Consider the following 25,506-nt stretch of genomic DNA (forward strand, 5'->3'; position numbering starts at 1 on the left):
TCCCGATACAAACCTACGGCTAAGACAAAAGGAATTTGGCGACTAAACCTTGGGAATCATAACTTTAAAGTTGTCCGGTGTGGCGACAAAGTGGCGGCAAATCTCGGTTATAGTCTGATTTAGTCGGCTTTTCTCGTCTTTTCATGCTTCCCCAAAAACAGGCAAAACCAAAAAAATCAGACACTTATAATAATTTAGCATCAATATCGATAAAACTGATTAACTTCTTCGCGATGTCAGTGTTATTTTGCGAACCAACAAACTTATCCGCACCTTGCCCATAAGCAAACACTTGGACGTCAACGGCAGTATGGCCTTTTGTCGTCCAACCGGTGTAGCTCTTCTCATTAATGATCGCTTTCACCTCCTTGTAGAGGGCTTTAGCTGGCTCTTCACTCAATTTAGCGTATGCCAGCTTTCGACCTTGCTCTTTGGATAATGGCCAATCGACCGACTCATTCCATGTCGCGATCATGTTGTGGGATTGCGCAAGAGACATCGCCAAAGGCCATGCGGTTTTGTGAACACCCTTAATCACCTCCGTGTCCCACTGATACTGCCCATTCGCACCAATTGTTAAGCCGCCAGTTGAGTGATCAGCGGTGATCACCAATAAAGTATCAGGGTGAGCATCAACATACGCTTTAGCCAACTCAATGGATTTAGCAAAATCATCCATTTCTGCCATTGCACACGCAATGTCGTTTGCATGCCCACACCAGTCGATTTGGCTACCTTCAATCATCACGAAGAAGCCATTGTCTTGACGTTGTAATAGAGAAAGCGCTTTGTTGGTCATCTCTTCTAGGCGAGTGGGATTTTCATCCAATGCGAAGGGAAATGCCTCATCCGCGAACAAGCCTAAGGCCGGTAAGGTTTGCAGTGCAGGAAGCTGACCAAAGTCCGCAACGTATTGGTAACCTTGCAGCTTGAACTCCTCAACTAAATTACGATCTTCACGATCAAAATAGCGAACACCACCACCCAAGAGTAGATCGACTGGTAATTTCTCACCCACTTTATTGTCGATGTAATCATTGGCGATATCGTCATAGTTTCGGCGAGATTCATTGTGAGCGGCAAAACTTGCAGGTGTTGCGTGGTTAATTTGCGATGTAGCCACTAAACCAGTGGTCATGCCCTTCTCTTTCGCCATCTCTAACATCGTTTTGATCGGCTTCTTATCCGTATCCACTGCGATAGCACCGTTGTAACTTTTGACACCGGTACTCAAAGCGGTAGCACTTGCAGCACTGTCAGTAACGTAAGTCGCATCATCAGGATAGGTCTTCGCCATACCAACCAAAATAGAATCAAAAACCGTCGGCTCTATTTCATCTGTATTTGGGTCATCGTGATAATAGCGATAAGCGGTCGTGAAGGCTGGCCCCATGCCATCACCGATCATATAGATGATGTTCTTCGGCGCGTCACCTGCGTAAGAATGGGTAGCAAAGAGGCTCGCGGTAATTAGGGAGTATTTAAGTCTCATATCTCATCCATGACATAGTGCGATGTAGCCATTAAGGCGCACATCAGCTTGATGTATCGTTCTAATTTGTATACCAATACTATCATGTACTTAGGATGAAACATGGCGTTGCTTCATAGTTTTACAACGCACGTCATTTCTTGAATAAAATAACCTCAGTCAACAAGTCTGCTTTGTCAGTGTCACTCGGGTTATCAAGGTAGCGTACAATGCCCAACGGTTGGGTCTTCACTTTGATACCATTGTACCGTGTGAGATTCATCGCATACGACCATGCATTACCCAAAAATTGATACTCTCCCTTGTGTTCAATCACATAGGTTTCACTCTCGGGAATGGTTCCGGCAACAAACTCACCAGTCGCGACAACGCCAGTTTTGACAGGTAAACAAGTAATAAACTCAAAGTATCCTTGCTTCATGTCCATTGATAAGTAGTAGCAAAATAGTTCACCAGTGACAGACAGGTTTTCTTGCTCTGCCATCTCATACAATCGCGCCACATGCGATTGCACCATGGGACCAAGATCAGAAATCGTACCCGCACCGGATAAACCAATGTAGCTGACTTCATTTTGTTTTCGGGAACCCAAATCAGTGAGCAGGGATAACACTTGCCCTGTTTCCAACTGGCTTTTCAACATACGTAAGCCACGGTCATAATCCATTTCTGTCATGGACTTAAATACGTTTTTTAAAAAGAATAAGAACCAAGGTACACGTGATTGCATTAACCACTCGACGGTGCAACCTTCTTGTGACGGCGTCACGATTAAAGTAACTTTCGCATGAGTTGTTAACGGCCGAAAGTAGTGAAGTTCCATATCCAATCGATGCTCTTGAGTACTTTCGAGAACCATGGCACCAGTACCTATTCGTTTTCCGTGCCATTGATACCCTGTCCCTACCACACCTTGCTCATCACTATAAGTGAGTTCGCAGTCTGGCTCGAGAATGATCCACGGCGACCACTCAGGCCAACGAGTAAAATCTTTTAGATAGTTGATGATTTCACTTTGTGTTTTTTCTATCTCGATACTTCGATTGACCTGATATGAGAGCATAACCACTCCTCTGAATTCACGTTGGCTCTTTTGAGTCTAATCGATATCACACTTATTTCTTGTTTTACTTGCAGTTAGATGCAAAAAAGCCAGAGTATGTTCTCTGGCTTTCAAAACAGGTAAACAAGGTTTAGGAATAAAAATCGACCTTGGCAGTAAACCTTATACCATCATCATTGAGTTCAAACGGCCAACTCATGTTTTCACAAATACGTTCAACGATCACTAAGCCACATCCGTAGTTAGTGTTGGCGGTCATTGTACACCAAGAGAAGCGTTGAAAAACATCACCGTCGATGCTGGTAAAGAAGCCCTACCCGATGATGGACTGGCTGGCAAAGCGGTAGACGCAGCCACGCCAGAGTAAGAGAAAAAATCAATCAAAAACACAACCAAGAAAGTCATCACGAATTAACTTCTGATTGCTGTGAAAATCCGGTTGCTGTGAATAATAGATATACAGTCAATAAAAAAAGAGCGTCCATCTGGACGCTCTTTTGTTTTTAGTTCACGATGCTTACGCCGCTTCGGTTTGACCAATCCAGTGGTAATGGTGGTTGGCTTTCTTACCGACTAAGCCAAGTTCGGCTAGTTCTTCAAACACTTTATCGACTTCTTCTGCCGAGAGCCTGAACTGCTTGGCTACTGCCTTTTTAGTGCAAGTGATTTGGTGACCTTTTAACGCATCACTCACCTGCTCTAATAATGCTTTGGGCTCTTCTGGCTCAAGCTCTTGTTGCACTTCCGGCTCAGCTTCCTCTTTGATATGAGGCAGGTATCCTGCTGGCTCTGGCTCAATATCTCGAACATTTGCGAGCGTTATACCATCGTTACGACGGAAGAAATGACGGAAGCGGTTCTCTTCACCAATCAAACCCACAAAGAAAGCAGCAAAGAAATCCAACAAGATAGATAAGAACACCACCAAGCCCAACTGCGCTTGGGAAGATGTCGTTCCAAATGCTTTCGCTAAGCTGTCGATCAAGCCAATCACGGAACCTTGCGCCACTGGCGGTAAGCTATCTCGCTCTGTTGCCAAGCGTTGCTGCTCTTCACGTAGTTTCTTGTTCTGCTCTTGAATGCGCGTTACGCCTGTCGCGATACGCTCCATCTCGATGTACTTTTGCGCCGCCATGTTGTTCAGTTCAATCTGCTTATCGATTGACGCAATCTGACGGTTGTACGCTTCCACTTTCGCTTGTTCTACAGAGATATGACTTTGGGCACTGTTGGTCGCACTGTTAATACCGCCGATACTGCCGCCAATAGAAATGGCAGCCAACACCAAATAGAACACTAACGCCGTTAGGGCCCCGGTGTAGTTTCTGTGTGCACGACGCTCACCATATTCGTACCAAGCGTAAAACTTACCCGCTTCAAAGATGATGGCCAAACCGCCAAATAGCGCCTGCATCATTGGGTTTTCGTCAATCGACAAAAACAGTAAAAGAGAAAAAATAGTCGATGCTAAAATCGCAGCGCCAGTAAACGCGTACACGCTCACCATAGCAAATCGACCTTTAGGATATCGATATCCGATCTGTTGTTCGTATTTCATTGGAGAAATTTCTTAAGATTCCGCAGCCCTTATATGACGGGCGCTTCAAGCAACTACAAAGGTTCGGAGGATACAGTATCCTTTATTAAATTACTGTCATAATTCCGTTAATGGAAAACAAGTGAAGAATAGATAGTCACTTTGAATCGAATAAGCACGATTCTAGCACGTAAAACCACCAGCTAAATTTGAAACATTCAGTTCAACAATGATTTGGAGCCGCAGCCAGATAAGGGTATTTGCGATTTCGCGTCTCAGAACAAACCACCATAGAACAAATAAAACACACTCACATCACCGTTTTATAAACGGATAGTTACAATTTATTATTCGTTTGTTAGTATCGCCGCGTTAAAAATTCTCACTATCGCGTCGTATGGATACACTCAGAACACAACAAGGAAAGTTGGCAGTAAGCGCAGTCGCAATAATCATTGCTGTGCTGTTTCAGTTGTACCTCACATCCAACGTCGCCCTCAATCCAACACAAATTCACCGTGATAACTGGCTGAGCCAAGTCCAAGACGAAAAAGTATTGCTGTGTACCGCAGACGGCTTTAAGTGGGTGGATATCAATGAGCTGATTCAAGCGAACGCTCTACCCAACTCTGACTTTATCCAAGGCCTCAATCTGCATGATGGATTTCAATTTGAGTGTCCGCTACTGCAAGCGGCTCAGTTCTTTATTTCTGTCGCGCTAGGACTTTACCTTGCTACGCTTTCTTGGCTAAGGCGCACTAAGAACACGCTCATACATTACCAATTCGCGATTTGTGGCAAACAAGTCTATAAACACGTCGCACCAAAACAATCACCGCCTTGTGCTTTCCTCGCCTAATGCTCTGCATGTGGCACACGAAAACAACTATTAAGCCGATCGAACTTTCGAATCGGAGAAGCCAAATTTCATAAGGAAAACACTAATGCTTAAAACAATCAAAACCACAGCCATCGCCCTTATCGCTTTTATGCTAAGCCCACTAAGCCTTGCTCACGAATACGAAGCAGGAAAGATTCACATCGATCATCCTTGGAGCCGTGAAGCGCCACCAAATGCCCCTGTGATTGGCGGTTTCTTTCAGTTAAGCAACCTAGGTGACGCTGATGACGCGCTGATTGCGGCTTCAACACCGATTGCTGACCGTGTGGAGATTCATACTCACACGAAAGAAGACGGCATGATGAAGATGATTAAGATTGATGAAGTCGTGGTAGAGCCTCAGCAAAAAGTGGAATTCAAGCCAGGCGGCTTCCACCTAATGATCTTCAACCCAACCCAAACGCTTAAAGAAGGCGACCGTTTCCCTGTGACTTTGACGTTCAAAAAAGCAGGTAAAGTGGAAGTAGAAATGGCGGTTGAGAAGAAAGACCACATGGAGAAGCATACGCACCATCATTAATCGCTGAAACGAAAAGAGCCCGCTACTTCAGCGGGCTCTTTTGCTTTTGGTACCTATGATTCTAGCCGTGTGCACATTTGATTGTACTGATGTGCACTTTAGAGATTCCCTACTCGTTCGTTCCTCGCTCTAGGGAATGACCCTATTTAATCTTCTTCCAAAGTTTGAGTAGCTTTGTTCTCGGCACATTAGCCAAACTCCACCCTCGTCATTCCAACGAGCCTAGGCGAGATCAGGAATCTAATCACAGCTAACTCCGTCTTACTTAAAGCAAACCTCTGCCCAGCGCGCAAGACCTGCGGTGACCGAGCCAAAGTAGTTGCCACTCACCACAGGAATGTTTGGCAATACTGTCTGCACTGCATCACGCAAAATAGGTGAACGTGCCGAACCGCCTGTCATAAAGATCGCATCCGGTTTCACGCCCGCTTGCTCTACTGCTTCAGTAACCAAAGCCGTCATCTTATTCTTCGGTGATTCAATCGCTTCGATCATCTCATCACGTTGAACATCGACTTCAATCAGCTCAGACAACAAGTTAATGCCCGCACGGTAAGACGCTTGGTCAGACAACGCGACTTTGGCTTCTTCTGCGCGACGCACGATGTTGTAGCCCAGCGACTCATGGTAAACCTCTAGCAAACGAGCCAGCTTCTCAGGCTCTTGCGCTTGCTTGTGCAGCAGTTTCAACGCCGCTAAGTTCTCACGTGAGTAGAAATCGTTTTGCGCTTCCACATTGTTAATCGCGATTGGGTTCCAGAACTGTGTGGTTGGCATCATGATGCCCGATTCCATCTTGCTCTCCATACCGAATGGGAACATCAGTTGTTTAAACGCCAACGCGATATCCAAATCGTTACCACCAATACGTTGACCACTGTGCGCCAACAGACTCGATGTACGGTCAGCTTTACCTCGCCAAGATGGTCCCATCTGAATCAAAGAACAGTCTGTCGTACCACCACCAATATCGACCACCAGAATGGTTTTATCTTCGGTTAGCGTTGCTTCGTATTCTAGACCTGCGGCTACGGGCTCAAATTGGAATTCAATATTCTGAAAACCAGCGCGTTTCGCTGCTCTTAAAAGAATGCCTTCCGCTTGAATGTTCGCCGTCTCACCGCCACGACCGTGGAAGTTGATCGGACGACCAATCACCGCATCAGTAATGATTTGTTGTGCGCTGTTCTCTGCTTGCGCTTTGATGTTGTCCATCATGGCGCAAACCAGATCTTCAAAGAAACTCAGCTGAACATCACGCAGACCAGAAGCACCGAGGAAAGACTTTGGTGATTTCACGTAGTAGATATCGCGAGGATCTTCCAAGTAGCGATTCAATGCCGCTTGGCCAAACGCCATGTCTTCTGGCTCAAGTTCAATACTTTCTTCACGATTAAGGTTGATCGAGCGACGCAAAACCTGCTCACCAACCTGATCGAATGGTTTAATACTGCGATGACGGAACAAGTGTTCAGACACCGACTCACGCGTTGGTGCAGCAAGGGTGGAAGGAATGTAAGGGCTATTCCCTTCAAGGTTTAAAAGTTGCGGCTCACCTTGTTCCATTTTCGCCACCGAACAGTTCGCGGTGCCGTAGTCAAAGCCAATATACATAAGTCCTCCCACTGACGAAAAAAAGGTCGGCGATCCTACCTCAACCTCAGTGGAATTACTACCGCAACTCAATGAAATAAGTGGCGCTTACTCTTTTTCAGCTGGTTCTTTCTTCACCGACGGCAACACAACCGCAAGCAACAAAGCCAACAGCAGAAATACCGGAGTGAGCGTAAGCCCATGCCAAATGGAGTATCCGTCGTGGAACAACCAGAAAATGCCGACTGTCAGCAAGTACGCAAAGTAACTGCAGAACACCAAACTGATCGCGACAAATCGAGTACGATTGATGATCAGGATTCGCACCAAATACTGACTCATGATCCCGGCGCAATGTACCGCCAATTGCCAATTAATGATGAAACACGCCAGTGCGACAAACCCAGATACGACAAAGGCATCATGAGTATTGAGGATAAAATAGCTGCCAAAGCGGCTTATGATGATGGAATAGTCCCCTTCGTACACGATCGACCAAGAAATGGCGTTTGCTGCAGCCACAAAGTTGGCAAAATAGGCGATGGCATAAAAGGTGGTTTGAGAACTGAACGGCTGAAAGACTTCGGAACAATAGCCCTGCCATTCTTTTTGATTCGACGTGGGTCCAACCCAGTTACGCTTTTTGTTTGGCACTCGCTCAGCAAATGCAGGACCATTGCGAAACAATAGCCAAAAAATATACAGCGCAAGTGCAACTAAGAGTATTGTAAGCATACCCTTCCCCCTCCAGAAATGTCCTTTTCCACTGCCATTGGCGTTGGGGTCGTAAACTGCACTTCCCTGTTTTTGTGCTTAATCTTGTTTTAATGCATTGTTAAACATCTTAAATGTACTCACAACGGCAGTGACTACTTTATCAGTACCGTTATTAAGGTTTAGCACACGATGGACGGAATTGCTGTATCTAGACAGGCCACTGGGAGGGAAAGCAGTGGCCTATACGAATGATTTATACTTCGAGCTTTTCTTCAAACACACCAAGTTCACGCCCCAACCAAATCGCACGCTCGGTATGATCACGAAGCTCATTGTCGCTGACTGGATGAATTAGGACGGAAAAGCCACCTCTAATGGTATCAAGCCAAGCAAGAAACTCATCACTGACCGATTCAATATGCAGTTCAAACATTGGCATCTTGTGCGGGCCGACTAATTTGCACACTAACGGAGATACTCGCAAAACATCTTGGCGCTCCTGACGAATGATCTCATTGAGCGCTTGAGCTTTATCTTGTTGTTGAAGCGGAAAGTAAACATGAACGTGGTACATAACTTCTCCATGTGTATCACAGGCTTTAATTTTTCGTCACACTACCTTCATTCTATGACATTGGGAAGTCACAAGTGTCGTTCGATCGTCAAAGCGTGACAACGAGATTAACGTGTTACGACATTATCGTCTCAAACTGCTGATAAATCGTGCAATGTGTGAAATTTCACAAAACAATTTTATTACAAATTTCGTGTCAAGCTCAGTGAATCCCTTCAACTTTGAAATCGTACAATTCTTAAAAGCAGTATTTTATCCTAGAAAAGCACGGTGTAAGCGAAATTTTACTGATGAAGAAAACTCAAATCAAAGCACAATTTAACAATTTGTTTACACTTACTATATCTGGTTATACCAAGATTCATCACTGGATTAGGCGGTGTAAACAGCAGTATTAAACGACGCCTTGTGTTTTACCAGAACACAGTTTTGCTAGAGAGACGGAAAAGAGGTGCGTCGATAACTAACAAAAACAACTGCAATCCTAGGTATGGCCTTTTGCGCTGATATCAAAGACTGATTACCCATACAGACTTTGATTTAACAATAAGCAGCTGCAGTCCAAAAGACCCGCAGCTTCAAAAGGAGCTTGAGATGAACGTTCAGGCATTACCCATGCATCGGTTTATCGACCATGATGGGAACCTCGTCAGCCAACTACCCAACTGGGCTGACCTAGAAGTACTGGTCGGTTTTTACCAAGACATGGTATTAACTCGCACCTACGATAACAAAGCCGTTGCCCTGCAACGCACCGGTAAATTAGGCACCTACCCTTCACACCTTGGCTCGGAAGCCATTGGGATAGCGGTTGGCAGAGCACTAAAAGCCAGTGATGTCTTTGTTCCTTACTATCGCGACATGCCAGCGATGTGGTGTCGTGGTATCGGTATGGAAAAGAACCTGCAATACTGGGGAGGCGATGAACGCGGTAGCGACTTCGCACCAGAAGGCAGCCCATTCCCTAGCCGAGATTTACCTTTCTGTGTTCCTATCGCCACCCAATGTACTCATGCGGTGGGCGTTGCATCTGCACTGAAGATTCAAGGTAATCATGAGGCAGCTTTAGTGATGTGCGGTGACGGCGCGACATCTAAAGGTGACTTCCTCGAATCCGTCAACTGTGCGGGCGCTTGGAACATTCCATTAGTCTTTATAGTGAACAACAACCAGTGGGCTATCTCCGTACCGCGCACCTTACAATGCGCCGCGGAGTTTTTATCAGAAAAAGCCAAAGGTGCAGGTATTCCTGGCATTACTGTAGATGGTAATGACGTCGTTGCGGTATTTGACGCAACAATGACTGCCCTCGACCGAGCCAGAAAAGGCAAAGGCGCGACGTTAATAGAAGCCGTAAGTTACCGCTTGAGCGATCACACCACTGCCGACGACGCAACCCGTTATCGTAATGAGGATGAAGTTCAAACGGCTTGGCAATATGAGCCCGTCCGTCGCCTTAAAGCCTTTCTCACCAATCAAGGCGTTTGGAGTAACGAGAAAGAGCAAGAGTGGCAAGCCCACTGCAAAGAACAAGTTGAACTCGCCGTTGAACGTTATCTCAATATGCCGAATCAAGCGCCTGAAACGGGCTTTGACTTCCTTTATGAATCCCTACCCCAAGAGCTTCATGCACAAAGAGATGAACTGATCAACAAAGCAATGCGAATGCAGGGAGGGAAACATGGCTGAACTGACGTTAGTTGAAGCAGTGAACCTCGCACTGCACCATGAAATGGAACGCGACCCGAATGTCATCGTCCTTGGCGAAGATGTGGGTGACAACGGCGGTGTATTCCGCGCCACTGTCGGACTCAAGCAAAAATACGGCCTTAAGCGCGTTATCGACACGCCATTGGCCGAAGCACTTATTGGCGGTGTCACTGTCGGGATGGCAACGCAAGGCTTAAGACCTGTCGCAGAGTTTCAATTCCAAGGCTTTGTCTTCCCCGCGCTGGAGCATTTAATGTGTCACGCAGCGCGAATGCGTAACCGTACTCGTGGTCGACTTACCTGCCCCGCAGTGTTTCGTGCACCTTTTGGTGGCGGTATTCACGCACCAGAACATCACTCTGAAAGCGTTGAAGCTCTGTTTGCTCACACCGCAGGTTTTAAGGTTGTGATTCCTTCATCACCGCAACGTGCTTACGGTTTGCTCCTTGCAGCCATACGTAGCAACGATCCGGTGATGTTCTTCGAGCCGAAACGTATCTATCGCACTGTGAAATCAGAAGTGATTGATAACGGCGAGGCTCTTCCTCTAGATACTTGCTTTACCCTTCGCAAAGGTCGCGACGTCACATTAGTGACTTGGGGCGCATGCGTGGTTGAATCACTGCAAGCAGCTCAAACGCTGTCTAATCAGGGTATCGAAGTTGAGGTGATTGATTTAGCCAGCATCAAACCCATTGATACCGCGACCATCTTCCGTTCACTTGAGAAAACCGGACGACTCTTGGTGGTACACGAAGCCAGTAAAACCTGTGGTGTCGGCTCAGAACTGCTAGCCAGAACCGCCGAGCATGCCATGTGCCTACTTAAAGCGCCACCAAAACGCGTCACAGGCATGGATACCATTATGCCGTACTACCGCAACGAAGATTATTACATGGTTCAGGAAGAAGACATTGTACTCGCCGCGCGCGAACTCGTGGAGGATTGGAAATGAAGACGTTTAACTTACCCGATCTCGGCGAAGGTCTCGCTGAGTCAGAAATTGTGAAATGGCATATTAGTGTTGGCGATATGGTCCAGCTCGATCAAATAGTGCTTACCGTAGAAACCGCAAAAGCGACAGTGGATGTCCCAGCTCCTTATGGTGGTCGCATTGTCAGCCGCCACGGCGAAGAAGGTGATGTGATTAACATCGGTGCTCTACTTCTGGAAATCGATGAAACTGGGGCAGAACAAGCAGCAACAGAACAAAAGCAAACGGCTGATGCTGCAACCGTGGTGGGTAACGTCTCTCAGCACGCACATAGCGTGAATGTCGATGACTTCTGGATTGGCGGTGAACATAACCCCTCTCCCGATAATCTCATTAGCGCTCTACCCTCGGCGCGTTTGTTAGCGAATAAACTAGGGGTCGATTTAGCGTTGGTGAAAGGTAGTGGTCCTGACGGTTTGATCCTTGATTCAGATATCTATGACGAAGCTGGCAAACAGCGCCCCGGAACAGAAGTGCTGAAAGGTGCACGTCGAACCATGGTGTCGACAATGGCGGAGTCTCACCATAATGTCGCAGCAGTGACCATTACTGAGGAAGCGGTCCTAGATGGTTGGAAGCAAGGCGAAGACATCAGTATTCGTCTCGTCCAAGCCATTGTGCATGCTTGTCAGGAAGAACCCGCCATGAATGCATGGTTTGATGCAGAAACCATGACACGCTGTGTCCACAGTACAGTGAACATCGGTATTGCGGTCGACAGCCGATATGGTTTGTACGTGCCTGTTCTACGAAATGCTGACGAGTATGAGCCGCAAGAGGTGCGCCGTTGGTTAGATCAAACCGTACAAGGCATACGCGAACGCAAAATTGGTCGTGAACAGTTGCAACACGCCACCATTACACTTTCGAACTTTGGCGCGATTGCAGGTATTTACGCAACGCCTGTTGTAACTCCTCCGCAAGTTGCGATTGTCGGTGCGGGTCGAATCATTGAGAAGGTCGTAATTCGAGAGGGGCAAGCTGTAGCAGTGAAAGCCATGCCGCTGTCGATTACGTTTGACCACCGAGCATGTACTGGTGGTGAAGCAGCAAGGTTCACAAAAGTACTGGCAGAGCACTTGAGAAAACCGAGTGTTTAAGCAGCTTTTGTCATAATAAGCAAAGGGCTTCCAATCGGAAGCCCTTTTGTTTTGAGCGTGAATTTGAAAAAGAGATTCCCTACTCCCTCATTCTTCGCTCTAGGGAATGACGCTGTTTGGTTTTCACTAAGCAAAAACGTACTAATAATGTGATTATTAATAAGAAACGCCAGCGCGTCATTCCAGCAAGCCTAAGCGCGACTAGGAATCTAATGGCAAAGTGCACTTAAATGCGTTCATAGTAATGAACCCGCAGTGCACCTTGATGAAAGGTTCTGAATTACGCTCGTTCCTCGCAATTCAGAATGACACCCGAAAAATATCGAACTTACACCTTCTCCAGCAACTCCGGCATAATCTCAAACAGGTCGCCAATCAAACCATAGTCTGCGACTTGGAAGATTGGGGCTTCAGGATCACTGTTGATCGCTACAATCACCTTGGAGTCCTTCATCCCTGCCAAATGCTGAATTGCACCAGAGATACCCACAGCAATGTACAGCTGAGGCGCGACAATCTTACCTGTCTGCCCAACTTGCAAATCGTTAGAGACAAAGCCCGCGTCTACCGCAGCGCGTGATGCACCAATGGCGCCACCAAGCTTGTCGGCAAGTTGTTCCACCAGCGCAAAGTTCTCTTTGCTGCCCAACCCACGACCGCCGGACACAACGACGTTCGCCGCCGGTAGCTCTGGTCTTTCACTTTCCGCTTTTTGCTGTGAAACAAACTCACAGTGTTCTGCTTTAATTACCGTTTCTAACGTGGCGACATTCTCAACTACTGGAGAATCAGACACAGCAATTGCGTCAAACGCAGAGCTTCGAATCGTCATCACTTTGGTAGCATCGTCCGAGCGAACTCTGGCTAACGCATTACCGGCATAGATTGGACGAACAACCGTATCAGGCGATTCAATCGCAATCACATCCGACAGCTGCCCAACATCCAGCAATGCAGCGACACGAGGCATTAGGTTTTTACCAAAAGTACTCGCAGGAGCTAGGATATGAGAAAAATCCTTACCAACGTCGGCAATTAATGTCGACAGGTTTTCTGCCAACGGATGCTGATATTCGGCAGCATCAATCGCGATGATCTGCGAAATACCTTGTACACACTTCAACTCGCCCAATACTGAACTGCAATGATGGCCGATGAGCAACGCCGTTACAGGCAAAGGTGTACCGTCTTGTTGAATATCAGAAGCCGCACTCAATGCGCGTAATGTGTCCAATGAAAGTGATTGGTTATCGTGTTCCACAATGACCAAGGTTGCTAACGGTTTGTTTTCCATGATTATGCCTCCTAAATCACTTTCGCTTCGTTTTTGAGCTTGTCGACTAACTCGCTCACACTGCCTACCATTTCGCCCGCTTTTCGTGCAGGCGGTGTCATGACTTCAAGTACCTGTTGAGAGCATTCAACACTCACACCAAAGAAGTCTGGTGTCATCACAGACAAAGGCTTTTTCTTCGCTTTCATGATGTTTGGTAGAGAGGCATAACGCGGCTCATTCAGACGCAAATCTGTGCTGATAATGGCAGGCAAATCCAGTTTGAGCGTCTCCAAACCGCCATCGATTTCTCTCGTAACTAAAGCCGTTTCCCCTTCGACTTTCACTTCCGATGCAAATGTCCCTTGAGGACGATTCGTCAATGCAGCCAACATTTGCGCAACTTGGTTGTTATCTGTATCGATTGACTGCTTACCCAAAAGCACCAGTTGAGCCTGTTCTTGCTCCATCACGGCTTTGAGCAACTTCGCTACCGCAAGAGGCTCTGGCGGCAGCTCAACATCGATATGAATCGCACGGTCTGCACCCAGCGCCAGTGCTGAACGTAACTGCTCCTGACAGCTAGCATCTCCAATCGAGACCACTAGCACCTCTTCCGCAACGCAGGATTCTTTTAGGCGTACTGCCTCTTCCACCGCAATTTCACAGAACGGATTCATCGTCATTTTTACGTTGTTGGTTTCCACGCCGGAACCATCCGATTTCACCCTAACTTTCACATAAGGATCAACTACACGTTTAATCGCAACCAGTACTTTCACATTCCCTCCTAGCAGATCGCAATAGCGATACGCGTCCTAGCAATTAGGTCATACGTGACCAAGATTTTAATTAAAGCTAAGCATTTTCATCGTGTTGCTTGCAAAAACCATTTAGTGACATTGTCACTGAAAAATCTTATCACGCCCTTTGACGTTACCATTTGAGCTTAGTTTAGTTTACGTTTACGTCAACTGGACTATAGTTCTTTATACGAGCACTGCTTATTAAAAGAAGCACCTAAAACACAAAGAAAGGTTTCACCCAAAGGAAGCAAGATGATGGAACGAGAATGCATGGAGTTTGATGTGGTGATTGTTGGCGCAGGACCTGCTGGGTTGAGTGCCGCCTGCAGATTAGCGCAACTCAATCAAGAGCGAGAGGATGAGCCGCTTTCTATTTGTGTGGTTGAAAAAGGTTCAGAAGTTGGCGCCCACATTTTATCTGGCGCGGTATTTGAGACTCATGCGTTGGATGAACTCTTTCCAGACTGGCAGAGCATGGGCGCGCCTCTCTCGGCATCCGTAAAAAACGACGCCTTCTTATACCTAACGACAGAACTTAACCACGTCCGCGTGCCTCACTTTCTGACACCAAACCCAATGCTCAACGATGAAAACAACTACGTTATCAGCTTGGCAAACTTGTGTCGTTGGTTAGCAGAGCAAGCGGAATCGCTCGGTGTCGAGGTCTATCCCGGCTTCGCGGCTTCCACCATAAACTACGACGAATCAGGTGCAGTAACCGGAGTAAACACCAGTGACATGGGTTTGGACAAGAAAGGAGAAGCCAAACCCAACTTTGAAGCGGGTATCGAGTTAAAAGCCAAATACACTGTATTCGCCGAGGGGTGCCGAGGCCACCTTGGTAAAGAACTCATCCAACGATTTGGTTTAGACGATGATAAACAACCGCAACATTATGCGCTCGGGCTAAAAGAGATCTGGGAGTTACCTGCTGGCGCCAAAGATCAATCTGGCAGTGTGATCCATTCTGCAGGGTATCCACTGAGTGAATCCAACACCACTGGTGGCGGTTTTCTTTATCACATGGAAAACAATCAAATCGCCGTTGGGCTTATTGTCGACTTAAACTACAGCAACCCTTACTTGAGCCCATTTGACGAGTTTCAACGCTTTAAGCACCACCCTGCAATCGAAAAACGCTTGAAAGGCGCTCAACGAATCGCTTACGGAGCAAGGGCTATTGCCAAGGGGGGACTTTCCTCTCTACCGAAACAACAATTCCCCGGCGGTCTGTTGATTGGCTGTGACGCAGGCACCTTGAACGTCGCCAAAATCAAAGGCAGTCACACTGCGATGAAATCTGGCTTGCTAGCGGCAGAAGCTATAATCGAAGCATTCACACAAACAAATCCAGAACCAGATTACCAAAGCCGATTTGAAAGCTCATGGTTGTATGAAGAACTCAGCGAGACGCGCAACTTTGGTGCGAACATTCATAAGTTCGGCAGCCTACTCGGCGGTGCACTTTCGACATTTGAACACAATATCTGGCAACCACTAGTCAAGAAACCAATACCATGGACAATTACCGATACTTCGCTCGATCATGAACAATTAAAACCGATTGACGCATGCCAACCCATTGAATACGTGAAACCTGATGGCATCATCAGTTTCGACAAGCCCTCATCAGTGTTTTTGTCCGGAACACAGCACGAAGAAAACCAGCCATGCCATTTGCAACTCGCCTATCCTCATATTCCGATTCAATTGCATTTGAAGAAGTTTGATGAGCCGAGCCAGCGCTACTGCCCTGCTGGTGTATATGAAGTAGTAGAAGTAGAGGGCGAGAAGTTATTCCAAATCAACGCCGCAAACTGTGTGCATTGCAAAACCTGTGACATCAAAGACCCTTCGCAGAACATCACCTGGAAAGCACCAGAGGGTGGCGGCGGACCGAGTTATCAGAACATGTAACCAATGAATGACTAGCGCAATGGTAAAGCTGTTGCGCTAGCTTAATGAGTCGGTCAGTCTAAGTATCAAACTCGTTACTCAAAAATTCTCTAAGCGGCATAGACTTAGCAAACAAGAACCCTTGTAGATAGCTTACGCCTCTCTCCTTCAAGTACTCCGCTTGAAATTCCGTTTCTACCCCTTCAGCGACCACATCCAGCGACAAGTCATGAGACAAAGTAATCATATTCTGTAATAAGTGGCCGGTTATCGTATCAACGCCAATATCTCGTACAAACGTTTGATCAATCTTAAGATAATCTAAATCGACTTTACGTAAGTTGACCAAAGAAGAATGCCCTGTACCGAAATCATCGATTGCGATTTTACAGCCCATGTCTTTTATCTGAGTGAATATTTCATCGGTTAAATCGCAGTAATTTAACGCCTCTCTCTCCGTGAGTTCTAAGACTAAGGTAACGTCTTTAGAATCAACAATATCGATGAATTCTTGGCAAGCGCTAACAAGCGTCCCTTTTGAGCAATGTTGCGGTGATATATTCACACCGACATGAAAAGGTTTTGGTAGTTTGTCTTTCCATAGGCGAATTTCTTTCGCAGTATGTATCATCAATTGATGTGTGATCGGAAGGATCAACCCTGAACGTTCAGCTTTAGGGATAAAAAGATCCGGTCTTACCGTCCCTTGGACTGGGTGCTGCCAACGCAAAAGGATTTCAATTCCCTCAATCTCTCTGTTTGCACTGTTCAAAATAGGCTGCGCGTAAGGGACAAACTCTTTGTTTTCCATCGCCCTCTCTATCTCTAGGTATAAGTTTGCTGGACGTCTTGATAGCCACAGAAGGTAAAGCGCAAAGAGCGTCTGAATGATTAAGATAGCAACAATATATTGATTATCTTGCTCCCAAAATGCAGAAATCATACTAGGGTAATCAAACCCCGAATACACACTGTAAGGAAAGTTAGCCGATGACACTTTATGCCAAGCAACCAGCCTGTCCGCTGGATTAACTTTAAGCACAAGGTCTTTGCTATCGAGCCACTGTTCACCTACAGCCAAATATGAGTGCAACTTGTCGTGAGGCTCTAACAACTGCCTTAAGTACAGGCTATCTATCCCACTAAATGCGGTATTCTCACCCGACTCAGACCGAACCACAATAAGAGGATGTTTGGCATCGACTTTACTGCCATGCATTAAGCGTAAACGCCCGGAGCTGTAATCTGCTAGATCGTACTGGTAATGGCTGTCTCCCCAGATCGAGGTACAGTAAATCACATTATCTTTGGCTAGGTTGGCACTTCGTACATACGGCGCTGTCGCGACCAAATGGCGTAAAGCCACACTGTGAGCCTCACAGCTATCGGGATTCTCCAAAAGCATCAAGGATTGGTTGTTAGCCTCTTCACCATACTCCAGAATCTCATCGACCTCTTGGACCACACTCGACACTTTTAACTGAGATAATTCATCAAGTGACTGACCGAAGCTAAAATACAAAAACGCCAGCGCGAAAAGGCTCGGAAGAAAAGAGAGCAAAACTAGATTCGTTGAATTTTTCTTATTGTTTGCAAACATGAAAGGCCTAGTTAATGGGATATATGTTTAGTTTGCAGCCTGCCTTCTCAGAAGTGATAGCACTCAACAAACTTATTGGAGCGATTTAATGTATAGATATCAGTATATAACGTGACTTCTACATACCATGTGAGACTAGCTTTCTTTTTGCGCATCGCATTCTCAATTTTGAGAAATTGTAACATTATGCTGTATTTTTGTATAAGTAGCTCTTGAACTCATCGAACACAAAGTTTATTCGCAGGACTATCATTAGGACGTTAACTTACCTTCAGAAAACGATGAGCGTACTGTCAAATCTTCCCGTGACAGAGAGGAATAAAGCAGCATTCATTAATGTATTTTTGAATAGAGCCTCTTATCAAAGACAACTCCAGTTCCGCCTGCACACTGCTAGTGTTCTTGATATAAAAACCAATGCATTTTTCGGTAACCACAAAATACTATTGACTTAACCGCGTGAGAATAATGAACAATTACCATTTTCACCCTAATAGAAGCAATTTAATAAAAGCCTAATAAAACCAACTTAAATCACTGATATTTAAGATAAATAAAGCATATAACTCAACACTTAAATAGGTGTTTAGCCTTTTCTGAACTGGAATATAACGAGTAATTTAAGTGCTAACTTACGAAGAAAAGGTAAAAGCGAATGGGGTAACTAGACGAGTACTCAGCGACTCAATAAGCCTACAAGGTACGGATATTACCGCTGTTATCTGTACTCCGTATTTTTTTGTCTCGGTACTATTGTTGACAGTAGGGTTACAAAACTCAGTGAAATAGCTCTAGAATTCGAGGGTCTATTTGAAACCAAGGTTTGTCATGTTTGAGCGCGTATCTTTTTTATTGTTTGGCAGTTTACTGTCATGCTTGGCGCATGGAGAAACCTTGCAAAATCGCTGGCAAGAGTTCTACCAAAATACATGGCAAAACACTCCATATGCCCTTACACAGAACGAATTGAGTCGTTATCCACCAGCCTTATTAAAAAGTAGTGCGCTCTATCCAAACTTCAACGCATTTACTTGGCATGATTTACGACTCTTAAACACCGCCGCGACCCATTGCCAAAGCATAAAGTCAGATAACGCCAAACTTAACCGAGCGATAGAGTTTGAGCTTGCACTTTGTAGAGGAAAACAATTAAAGCCGGACTGGTTTAGCTCAAACAATGTCATGCACCCAGCAGGCGGTAGTTATGCCGATCGATACCTCAAAAAATATAATAACATTGAGCCACAATCATTAATGGCAATTGCACCATTCACCACAATTTCCAACCCAATTAACCCCTTACATCGGAAGCTGGGTTCCCTTTCTCCGCAAGGACGAGATGCCCTGCTAAATGGTTATCGAGCATGGTTAGAGGCTGATACCCTATGGCTTGGGAATGAAAGTGGCTTAAAAGCGGTGTCTGCTTCGGTTTGGCAGCCGCTAGCTCAAAAAGCCAATCTGTCTTTACAAGGTGAGAATTGCGCTTTTACTTACAGTAATTTATGCATCGCAGAAAGAAACACATCGACAATTTCATGGCAGATCGTGCTTACTCTTTTAGGAGGCATTTGCTTAGCTTTTATTGCTCGACTGAGCTTTTTAAAGCATAAACAACGTCGAGAAAAACGTTTTATTTTACAGTTGCTCACTCATGAACTTCGAACCCCTATCACTAGCTTAGGGCTAACTGTAGATATATTTCGCCATCAATTTGATGATATGGACGAGACATTACAAGATACGTTTTGGCGTTTGGTTTCAGATTATCAGCGCCTTTCGCAACTTACTGAGAACAGTAGGACCTATTTGAGCACCTCAACATCAGATAAGTTGTTGTATCAAACCGCATCACTAGAAGAATGGCTAACCTACTGCTGTGAGAAAAATAATGTGAGATATCAACTCAACCAAGATAAGCAACTCAGCTTACCTTATTACTGGTTAACCATTTGTCTTGAAAACTTAGTCAAAAACGCTCAACAGCATGGAGCCGGAGCCATCACTGTGCATGTTCAAGTTTCTCAAACACTGACGATAGAAGTGCAAGATGAAGGTCAGTTCCCTTCTTATTGGCAACGTTTATTTCCCTCAAAAGCGGCTCATTCAAACAACATGGGAATTGGTTTAGATATTGTGAAACATTTAATGAAGATGGCGAATGGAAAACTCATCATTCTTCGTAACCCTACTCGTTGTATATTGGAGCTACCTTATGAAGACCATTCTGCTGATTGAAGATGATGAACTACTCGGTCAAGGCTTGGTTGCCTTTTTCACATCTCATCAGTTCAAGTGTTTGTGGGCGACCAATGCCGAACAAGCCAACAAACTCTGGTATAAAGCGGATGTGATAATTTTAGATCGTCAGCTAAATGACGGAGATAGTTTACAACACTTAGCTCAGTGGCTATTGCTGAAAGCGGTACCTGTTATCGTTTTAACAGCAAAAATAGAGGTTGAGCAACGTATTGAAGGACTAATGGCTGGCGCAAAAGATTACGTTACTAAACCATTTTCTAGCGAGGAGTTACTTGCAAGAGTACTCACTCAATTGCGCCCTCTTGGTTCTAGTTTGTTGACGTACGAGAATATCGAATTGGATTTAGGGCAAAGAGTAGCGCGAGTTAAACAGCAGAACATTGCGCTAAAACCGAAAGAATTCCAGTTACTATTGCTGTTAGTTCAAAACCAAGGGCGAGTTTTTCACCGTGATGAATTGCTGAACAAAATTTGGGGGTATGAAGCCTTTCCCAGCACTCGTACCGTAGACAACCACATATTGCACTTGAGACAAAAACTGCCAAGCTTGAACATTGAAACGCATCGCGGTGTAGGTTATCGACTTCGTGAGGAACAAAAATGACACGAGTATGCAAAAGGCTCCTATTCGCTTTAGCCGGAGCGGGGACGGTTTTGTCGACTTATGCTCACGCAAACCTATTTACAGTCTCTCCGCTGGAACATGCTTATCAAGCCACGTTGACTCATCAGCCTCAGTTGGCTTGGCAAGAGCTTTTTCTCGCTCTACGTCAGAATGAAATCAGTAGCAAATACTGGGTTCCTATCAAGAATGAACTCCTATCCCAAACCGCTTGTGGAACGGAGCTGAGTTCAGGGAAGAAGTTGACTTCACAACTCACGCTTGGTGTGATTAAGCGATTTGGGCTCACCTCTCAAGGTTATCAAATCCGCCTTTCTGTTGAGCAATACACGAAAAATCAATCCGTTACACTCACATCGCCAAATGGTGTTGCATTACTTAAAGGTAACTTGATTGCCAACCCACAGTATCAAGAAATCGAGAGCATTGACCTGCTGCAAAAACCAGTCTCGGGAATTTACACTTTATCTCTTGGAAACCAGAAAATAGATTTACTGATTGCTATTCCGGAAGGTGCACCATGGTTATCTCTGGGAAATAAAGAAGGGCACAGAACAGTCGAAACAACTTTGCCAACTAACGTCTCACCTTGCCCAAAAGCCATGGCAACGTGGCAATGGTTTGATAAGAACTACAATTTGCTAGGCAGTACGATCCCATTTACCCATTCTCTTGAAGGCATTCCTAAACAACCGTTCACCGAGGACAAAGCAGAACATTTGACTGCAAGTGTTCAATTAGTTGAGTTTCAAAATGGCGTGCAAATTGAGTATATCCAGCGATTAGCCATCCCCTATCGATGAATAGAGACATATAGGTGACACGCGCAATATCGCACTTCGATTAAATGACATTATCGTTAATTGGAGTTTAATTATGTCACCCAAAAAAGTTTTACTGTTTCTTTTTCTTTTTCTTTTTCTTAGTAGTATTAGTCTTATCGCAATCAGACCAAGTTTTGCCCGACCTATACACCTTCACGATCAAAACAACCAAATCTATATTGCACCGCAAACACTGGAAATTCGTTGGAATACATTATCCATAAACGAAGCCTCATTAACCGTCGACAAACAGAAGCAACAAAGTTATGAGATTCTTAAAATGGCAAAGAATCTTGTTTCTTGGAAGCTTATTCCTAGCCAAATAGAAGTCACAGCAAGATTATCAGACTCTACGCTCGATCTTTCCTTTGACTCTGGATCAAACACGACCGTTTCTCGCCAAAAACCAATGTCTCTGAATTGGTTTGATCTCAATGAAAATCGAAGCCAAACGCTTCTATTACCCCTTAGCGAGGGAATGCGAATTCCTATCTCTAACGCGCAATGGGCTGCGTTCCTCGAAGATAACTATTCGGGTTCAAACACGACACAAGATCTCAAAATGCCATTTTGGACAGTCGAACAAAACGGCAAGTACATCAACTATCTCATTACAACGCCAATCAATAACCTACTCAACTTCAAACGAGTCAATGGACGAATTAACATGTCTGCGAGCCATCAATTTACGCAACTTAATAAAGATGAACGCTTTAAGTTGCAAGTATCGATTGATGACACGCAGTTGAGCGGAGCAAAAGCATATCGTCTATGGCGCCAACATAAAGGATTCAGAGATCCTCTCAGTGCAAAAGCAAAACGCAATGCCAATGTAAAGAAACTGGTTGGAGCAAGCCACGTGTATTTGTTTGGTAAAGGTCCGCTTAGCATTAGTGATGTAAAAGACTGGTGGGGTCTGAAGAGTTGGTATTTGACACAATCCAATTTGACAGTGCCAAGCTCCGCAAAACAAGAGCTAGACGCACTAAAAAAACAGCAAAAATGGTTTAGCCAGTATCACAAGCAACTGCTGCTCGATTCAATTATTGGCTCATTAACGACAAAGTTCCCTGTCTCTTATCCAACCTTAGACAACAATACTATCCAAGACCAGTACCGCTCGGCTCAATCTATTAAGACCTACTTAGCGATGCATGCTGGTAACTATTTGAATGGCACAAATACTTGGGGACAAGCGCTTTCATCTGACATGCTCGATAACTTTCACAAAGCGGGATTAGCTCATCTTTGGCTTGGTTTTGATAATTGGATGCCAAGCTTCTATAACCCACAACTTATAGATACCGCGAAACAACAAGGCTATTTAGTTGGCGTATACGATTCTTATAACACTGCGATTCACAAAGGCAGTAACGACGGTTGGTTAACGGCAAACTTACCTGAAGAAATGCGCCTAGGGTGCGCAATTGAACTCGCTAGCGGAAAAAAGAAATCTGGCTTTCGAGGGAATGGATATTATCTCAACCCGAACTGTCAATTGGACTATGTAAAGCGTCGGATGTTAGATATTGTTAAATATGGTCACTTTAATAGTCTTTTCTTGGATGTCGATGCGACCGCAATGGCAAGAGAGGATTACCGCGACAACAGTGGCGAAAGTGACATGCTAGACGCGTTTAATCAAAGATTAGGTTGGTTGGCAAAACAAAGCAACCTTGTTTTGGGCTCTGAGGACGGCAACGGGTTAACCACTAAAGGCATTGCATTTGCTCACGGCTTAGAAACGGTTGGCTTTGGTTGGATTGACGCCGACATGACGAAACATCGCCAATCTGAGTATTACCTCGGTCGTTGGTACCCAGACCAAAAACCAGAGTATTTCTTTAAATCTGCAAAAGTAAAAGAGCCCTATCGTTCACTACTCTTTGCACCTCAATATCGTGTTCCCCTTTATCAAACGGTATTTCATGATGAAGTGATTAACTCTCATCATTGGCATACTGACAGTCTAAAATTCAGCAATGTAAAAATGGAACGCGATCTAACTGGGATGTTGTACAACACTCCAGCGATGGTACATCTCACTCGAGATGAAGCTCTGACAGGTCAAAGCAAACGAATACAAGCGCTAAAGCACTATCAGGATGGCTTCGCTCCTATTCATCAACAGTTGTGGAACCAAGCGTTAGTGGATTTTTCTTGGTTAGATTCTGAGGGTAAGGTCCAGCAGACAACCTTTGAGAATGGCAGCCAAATCATTGCTAACTTCTCATCTTCTCCTTATGACAACAATAATATCGCCGTACAAGCAGGTTGCATTTATGCGCACCTAAGTAATGGGCAAAAGATAAATTGGTGCAGTCAGGCGCAATAATCTAAAGGGAACAATCTAATTTCTACTGACACTTTCTCTCCAGTGGTTACTTAGACGTAAACTAAGCAACCACTGGAGAGGGGTGACTTTAAACCTCTACCCCTATTTCATCTCCTTCTACGATATCCGTTTCTTGGCTCGCCTCTTCCAACCACTGCTTTAAAGATTCACTTGCTAGCACCTTCTGTTGGTAAGCTTTGGCACTTTCCGATAACTTGATGCCATAAGTTTGGAAACGCAGTGCCACAGGTGCATACATAGCATCAGCTATCGACCATTCTCCAAATAACCAGCCGTTCGGATACAGCTTGGCTTGCTCTGCCCAAATAGCGTCAATGCGTGCAATATCCTTACACACACCATCCGTTAAATCGACTTTTCTGCGAGCGCGGATATTCATTGGGAGCTTGTTTCTTAAATCAAAGAAACCCGAATGCATTTCTGACGCAATGGCACGTGCTTTAGCTCGTTCTATGGAGTTGCTTGGCCATGCTCTACCTTGCAAGTACTGCTCGTTAACGTACTCCAAAATCGCTAATGAATCCCACACGGTTGCGTAACCATCCACCAATGTAGGTACTTTCGCGGTTGGTGTAATACCTTCCAAGGTTTTGTAAAAATCTTCCGTGAATAACTTGAGCTGGGTGACTTCCACATCCAATTTGAATTGAGAAAAGATCAGCCATGCGCGCAGTGACCAGCTCGAGTAGTTTTGGTTAGCAATAAACAGTTTCATGACGCCCCCATGCGGTTCGTGTTTTGAGTACCCATTCACAATATCTGATTGTATTTAAGGGGACTAACGGATAGTTTTGATGGAACACTTCAACAAAAACGATGGATGAGTTTTAGATATGGATATCGATGCGTTGCGTAGCTTTCTTGCCTTTGTAGAAACGGGAAGTTTCACTCGTGCAGCCAAACAGATCAATCGCACCCAATCAGCGTTTAGTGCACAAATGCGTAAGTTGGAAGACGAACTCAGTGTCAGCTTGTTTGAGAAAGAGGGTCGCAACCTCGTACTGAGTGAAGCGGGATTGGCACTACGCTCTCATGCAGAGCAACTAGTCAGCTTACACAATCAAGCGCTGAAACAGGTGAAGCGCTATGAAAATAAGCGCCCTCTTCGCTTAGGTTGCCCAGAAGACTATAACGACAATATCCTGCCTAAAGTCATTCGTGTATTACAACAATCTGAACCCACGTGTTCGATTCAAGTCTTCAGTGAGCCAAGCATCACCTTGAGAGAAAAACTCGATGAAGGAAAGCTAGACGCCGCTATTGTGACAAGAGCACCGGACAGTGAAGAAGGTTACTGGCTAGCAAGCGACAAAGGCGTGTGGATTGCTCATCCTGATTTTGACATCGAGCGCGCCCAACCTCTCCCTCTCGCCCTATTCCAAACCGACTGCAAATACCATGCTGCGGCCGTCGATGGATTAACCAAACGTGGTATTCCTTATCAACTACTAGCGTGTTGCAATACGGCCTCTGCACAACGAGCAATTGTACGTTCAGGTATGGCTATCGGTGCTCTGGGCAGTATTAGCGTTAGCGATGATCTCGAGATCTTAAACGATATGCCATCGCTGCCTTCCGTGGATATTGTGCTGGTAACGGGTGTTGAGCCTCATCCAATACTGGATAAAGAATGCTTAGCGCAATTGGTTGAGTTAATGGCTTAAATAGA

Annotated in this window: 21 protein-coding genes and 1 pseudogene; 11 read left to right on the forward strand and 11 right to left on the reverse strand. The window is 45.2% G+C overall.

Features of this window, described 5'->3' with window-relative positions:
* Positions 1-184: 184 nt before the first annotated feature.
* The 4 genes and pseudogenes from A8140_RS19425 to A8140_RS19440 all read right to left on the reverse strand — a co-directional run bounded on the left by A8140_RS19425 (position 185) and on the right by A8140_RS19440 (position 4,113).
* Entirely contained in the window at positions 185-1,492 is a 1,308-nt protein-coding gene (locus A8140_RS19425) for an alkaline phosphatase (RefSeq protein WP_005531546.1), read from the reverse strand.
* A 133-nt stretch (positions 1,493-1,625) separates the two neighbouring features.
* Positions 1,626-2,555, reverse strand: coding sequence for an SRPBCC family protein (locus tag A8140_RS19430; RefSeq protein ID WP_005531544.1), 930 nt, complete (start codon positions 2,553-2,555; stop codon positions 1,626-1,628).
* 130 nt (positions 2,556-2,685) lie between these two features.
* A pseudogene (locus A8140_RS25855) lies at positions 2,686-2,811 on the reverse strand (sensor histidine kinase); the annotation flags it as partial.
* 261 nt (positions 2,812-3,072) lie between these two features.
* Positions 3,073-4,113: an adenine nucleotide alpha hydrolase family protein gene (locus A8140_RS19440; protein WP_005531542.1), complete on the reverse strand. Its 1,041-nt coding sequence runs from the start codon at positions 4,111-4,113 to the stop codon at positions 3,073-3,075.
* 376 nt (positions 4,114-4,489) lie between these two features.
* On the opposite strand from A8140_RS19440, the gene A8140_RS19445 reads away from it, so the two are divergent.
* Complete coding sequence (locus tag A8140_RS19445; protein WP_033000132.1) at positions 4,490-4,951, forward strand: hypothetical protein; 462 nt, start codon at positions 4,490-4,492, stop codon at positions 4,949-4,951.
* An 85-nt stretch (positions 4,952-5,036) separates the two neighbouring features.
* On the forward strand, positions 5,037-5,513 hold the full coding sequence (locus A8140_RS19450) for a copper chaperone PCu(A)C (RefSeq protein ID WP_005531538.1): 477 nt from the start codon (positions 5,037-5,039) through the stop codon (positions 5,511-5,513).
* A gap of 261 nt (positions 5,514-5,774) precedes the next feature.
* Here the strand turns inward: A8140_RS19450 and yegD are convergent, their stop codons facing one another.
* The 3 genes from yegD to A8140_RS19465 all read right to left on the reverse strand — a co-directional run bounded on the left by yegD (position 5,775) and on the right by A8140_RS19465 (position 8,397).
* Positions 5,775-7,127, reverse strand: coding sequence for a molecular chaperone (gene yegD / locus A8140_RS19455; RefSeq protein WP_005531536.1), 1,353 nt, complete (start codon positions 7,125-7,127; stop codon positions 5,775-5,777).
* Between the two features lie 87 nt (positions 7,128-7,214).
* Positions 7,215-7,841 (reverse strand): hypothetical protein, encoded by a 627-nt coding sequence (locus A8140_RS19460; RefSeq protein ID WP_005531534.1) that lies wholly within the window; start codon positions 7,839-7,841, stop codon positions 7,215-7,217.
* A 235-nt stretch (positions 7,842-8,076) separates the two neighbouring features.
* Positions 8,077-8,397, reverse strand: a complete 321-nt coding sequence (locus A8140_RS19465; protein ID WP_005431478.1) for a DOPA 4,5-dioxygenase family protein — start codon at positions 8,395-8,397, stop codon at positions 8,077-8,079.
* A 594-nt stretch (positions 8,398-8,991) separates the two neighbouring features.
* Between A8140_RS19465 and pdhA the strand changes: the two genes are divergently transcribed.
* Genes pdhA through A8140_RS19480 form a run of 3 tightly spaced genes read left to right on the forward strand, consistent with a single transcriptional unit; the run spans position 8,992 to position 12,201 of the window.
* The gene (gene pdhA, locus A8140_RS19470; RefSeq protein ID WP_005431459.1) at positions 8,992-10,086 is read left to right on the forward strand and encodes a pyruvate dehydrogenase (acetyl-transferring) E1 component subunit alpha; all 1,095 of its coding nucleotides are present in this window, start codon (positions 8,992-8,994) and stop codon (positions 10,084-10,086) included.
* A complete protein-coding gene (locus A8140_RS19475; RefSeq protein WP_005531531.1) occupies positions 10,079-11,062 on the forward strand; it encodes an alpha-ketoacid dehydrogenase subunit beta in 984 nt (327 codons plus the stop codon). The genes pdhA and A8140_RS19475 overlap by 8 nt, the downstream gene beginning before the upstream one ends.
* Positions 11,059-12,201, forward strand: a complete 1,143-nt coding sequence (locus A8140_RS19480; RefSeq protein WP_005531529.1) for a dihydrolipoamide acetyltransferase family protein — start codon at positions 11,059-11,061, stop codon at positions 12,199-12,201. The genes A8140_RS19475 and A8140_RS19480 overlap by 4 nt, the downstream gene beginning before the upstream one ends.
* 328 nt (positions 12,202-12,529) lie before the next feature.
* Here A8140_RS19480 and A8140_RS19485 read toward each other — a convergent pair whose 3' ends face one another.
* Entirely contained in the window at positions 12,530-13,495 is a 966-nt protein-coding gene (locus tag A8140_RS19485) for an electron transfer flavoprotein subunit alpha/FixB family protein (RefSeq protein WP_005531528.1), read from the reverse strand.
* Between the two features lie 11 nt (positions 13,496-13,506).
* Positions 13,507-14,256, reverse strand: coding sequence for an electron transfer flavoprotein subunit beta/FixA family protein (locus A8140_RS19490; protein WP_005531526.1), 750 nt, complete (start codon positions 14,254-14,256; stop codon positions 13,507-13,509).
* Between the two features lie 279 nt (positions 14,257-14,535).
* On the opposite strand from A8140_RS19490, the gene A8140_RS19495 reads away from it, so the two are divergent.
* A complete protein-coding gene (locus A8140_RS19495) occupies positions 14,536-16,197 on the forward strand; it encodes an electron transfer flavoprotein-ubiquinone oxidoreductase (protein ID WP_005531524.1) in 1,662 nt (553 codons plus the stop codon).
* 58 nt (positions 16,198-16,255) lie between these two features.
* On the opposite strand, the gene A8140_RS19500 is transcribed toward A8140_RS19495, so the two are convergent.
* Positions 16,256-17,776, reverse strand: coding sequence for an EAL domain-containing protein (locus A8140_RS19500; RefSeq protein WP_005531522.1), 1,521 nt, complete (start codon positions 17,774-17,776; stop codon positions 16,256-16,258).
* 828 nt (positions 17,777-18,604) lie between these two features.
* Here A8140_RS19500 and A8140_RS19505 point away from each other — a divergent pair.
* From A8140_RS19505 to A8140_RS19520, 4 genes are all read left to right on the forward strand, one after another.
* Positions 18,605-20,011, forward strand: a complete 1,407-nt coding sequence (locus tag A8140_RS19505; protein WP_005531520.1) for an ATP-binding protein — start codon at positions 18,605-18,607, stop codon at positions 20,009-20,011.
* Positions 19,989-20,639, forward strand: a complete 651-nt coding sequence (locus tag A8140_RS19510; protein ID WP_005531518.1) for a response regulator transcription factor — start codon at positions 19,989-19,991, stop codon at positions 20,637-20,639. Before A8140_RS19505 ends, A8140_RS19510 begins: the two co-directional genes overlap by 23 nt.
* Positions 20,636-21,460 (forward strand): DUF2861 family protein, encoded by an 825-nt coding sequence (locus A8140_RS19515; protein ID WP_005531517.1) that lies wholly within the window; start codon positions 20,636-20,638, stop codon positions 21,458-21,460. The genes A8140_RS19510 and A8140_RS19515 overlap by 4 nt, the downstream gene beginning before the upstream one ends.
* A gap of 73 nt (positions 21,461-21,533) precedes the next feature.
* The gene (locus A8140_RS19520; RefSeq protein WP_005531515.1) at positions 21,534-23,816 is read left to right on the forward strand and encodes a glycoside hydrolase; all 2,283 of its coding nucleotides are present in this window, start codon (positions 21,534-21,536) and stop codon (positions 23,814-23,816) included.
* Between the two features lie 88 nt (positions 23,817-23,904).
* On the opposite strand, the gene A8140_RS19525 is transcribed toward A8140_RS19520, so the two are convergent.
* Positions 23,905-24,552 (reverse strand): glutathione S-transferase family protein, encoded by a 648-nt coding sequence (locus tag A8140_RS19525; protein WP_005531512.1) that lies wholly within the window; start codon positions 24,550-24,552, stop codon positions 23,905-23,907.
* A 118-nt stretch (positions 24,553-24,670) separates the two neighbouring features.
* Between A8140_RS19525 and A8140_RS19530 the strand changes: the two genes are divergently transcribed.
* On the forward strand, positions 24,671-25,501 hold the full coding sequence (locus tag A8140_RS19530) for a LysR family transcriptional regulator (RefSeq protein ID WP_005531509.1): 831 nt from the start codon (positions 24,671-24,673) through the stop codon (positions 25,499-25,501).
* Positions 25,502-25,506 lie beyond the last annotated feature (5 nt).

Origin of the sequence: Vibrio campbellii CAIM 519 = NBRC 15631 = ATCC 25920, from assembly GCF_002163755.1 — a bacterium.
Taxonomy (GTDB): Bacteria; Pseudomonadota; Gammaproteobacteria; order Enterobacterales; family Vibrionaceae; genus Vibrio; species Vibrio campbellii.

Excerpts from the sequence above, each read along its gene's own strand:
- A8140_RS19430 (WP_005531544.1), bottom strand. The coding sequence starts at position 2,555 with ATGCTCTCATATCAGGTCAATCGAAGTATCGAGATAGAAAAAACACAA.
- A8140_RS19475 (WP_005531531.1), top strand. The coding sequence starts at position 10,079 with ATGGCTGAACTGACGTTAGTTGAAGCAGTGAACCTCGCACTGCACCAT.
- A8140_RS19450 (WP_005531538.1), top strand. The coding sequence starts at position 5,037 with ATGCTTAAAACAATCAAAACCACAGCCATCGCCCTTATCGCTTTTATG.
- A8140_RS19425 (WP_005531546.1), bottom strand. The coding sequence starts at position 1,492 with ATGAGACTTAAATACTCCCTAATTACCGCGAGCCTCTTTGCTACCCAT.
- A8140_RS19520 (WP_005531515.1), top strand. The coding sequence starts at position 21,534 with ATGTCACCCAAAAAAGTTTTACTGTTTCTTTTTCTTTTTCTTTTTCTT.
- A8140_RS19500 (WP_005531522.1), bottom strand. The coding sequence starts at position 17,776 with ATGTTTGCAAACAATAAGAAAAATTCAACGAATCTAGTTTTGCTCTCT.
- A8140_RS19530 (WP_005531509.1), top strand. The coding sequence starts at position 24,671 with ATGGATATCGATGCGTTGCGTAGCTTTCTTGCCTTTGTAGAAACGGGA.
- A8140_RS19485 (WP_005531528.1), bottom strand. The coding sequence starts at position 13,495 with ATGGAAAACAAACCGTTAGCAACCTTGGTCATTGTGGAACACGATAAC.
- A8140_RS19465 (WP_005431478.1), bottom strand. The coding sequence starts at position 8,397 with ATGTACCACGTTCATGTTTACTTTCCGCTTCAACAACAAGATAAAGCT.
- pdhA (WP_005431459.1), top strand. The coding sequence starts at position 8,992 with ATGAACGTTCAGGCATTACCCATGCATCGGTTTATCGACCATGATGGG.
- A8140_RS19495 (WP_005531524.1), top strand. The coding sequence starts at position 14,536 with ATGGAACGAGAATGCATGGAGTTTGATGTGGTGATTGTTGGCGCAGGA.
- A8140_RS19525 (WP_005531512.1), bottom strand. The coding sequence starts at position 24,552 with ATGAAACTGTTTATTGCTAACCAAAACTACTCGAGCTGGTCACTGCGC.
- A8140_RS19440 (WP_005531542.1), bottom strand. The coding sequence starts at position 4,113 with ATGAAATACGAACAACAGATCGGATATCGATATCCTAAAGGTCGATTT.
- yegD (WP_005531536.1), bottom strand. The coding sequence starts at position 7,127 with ATGTATATTGGCTTTGACTACGGCACCGCGAACTGTTCGGTGGCGAAA.
- A8140_RS19510 (WP_005531518.1), top strand. The coding sequence starts at position 19,989 with ATGAAGACCATTCTGCTGATTGAAGATGATGAACTACTCGGTCAAGGC.
- A8140_RS19480 (WP_005531529.1), top strand. The coding sequence starts at position 11,059 with ATGAAGACGTTTAACTTACCCGATCTCGGCGAAGGTCTCGCTGAGTCA.
- A8140_RS19505 (WP_005531520.1), top strand. The coding sequence starts at position 18,605 with ATGTTTGAGCGCGTATCTTTTTTATTGTTTGGCAGTTTACTGTCATGC.
- A8140_RS19445 (WP_033000132.1), top strand. The coding sequence starts at position 4,490 with ATGGATACACTCAGAACACAACAAGGAAAGTTGGCAGTAAGCGCAGTC.
- A8140_RS19515 (WP_005531517.1), top strand. The coding sequence starts at position 20,636 with ATGACACGAGTATGCAAAAGGCTCCTATTCGCTTTAGCCGGAGCGGGG.
- A8140_RS19460 (WP_005531534.1), bottom strand. The coding sequence starts at position 7,841 with ATGCTTACAATACTCTTAGTTGCACTTGCGCTGTATATTTTTTGGCTA.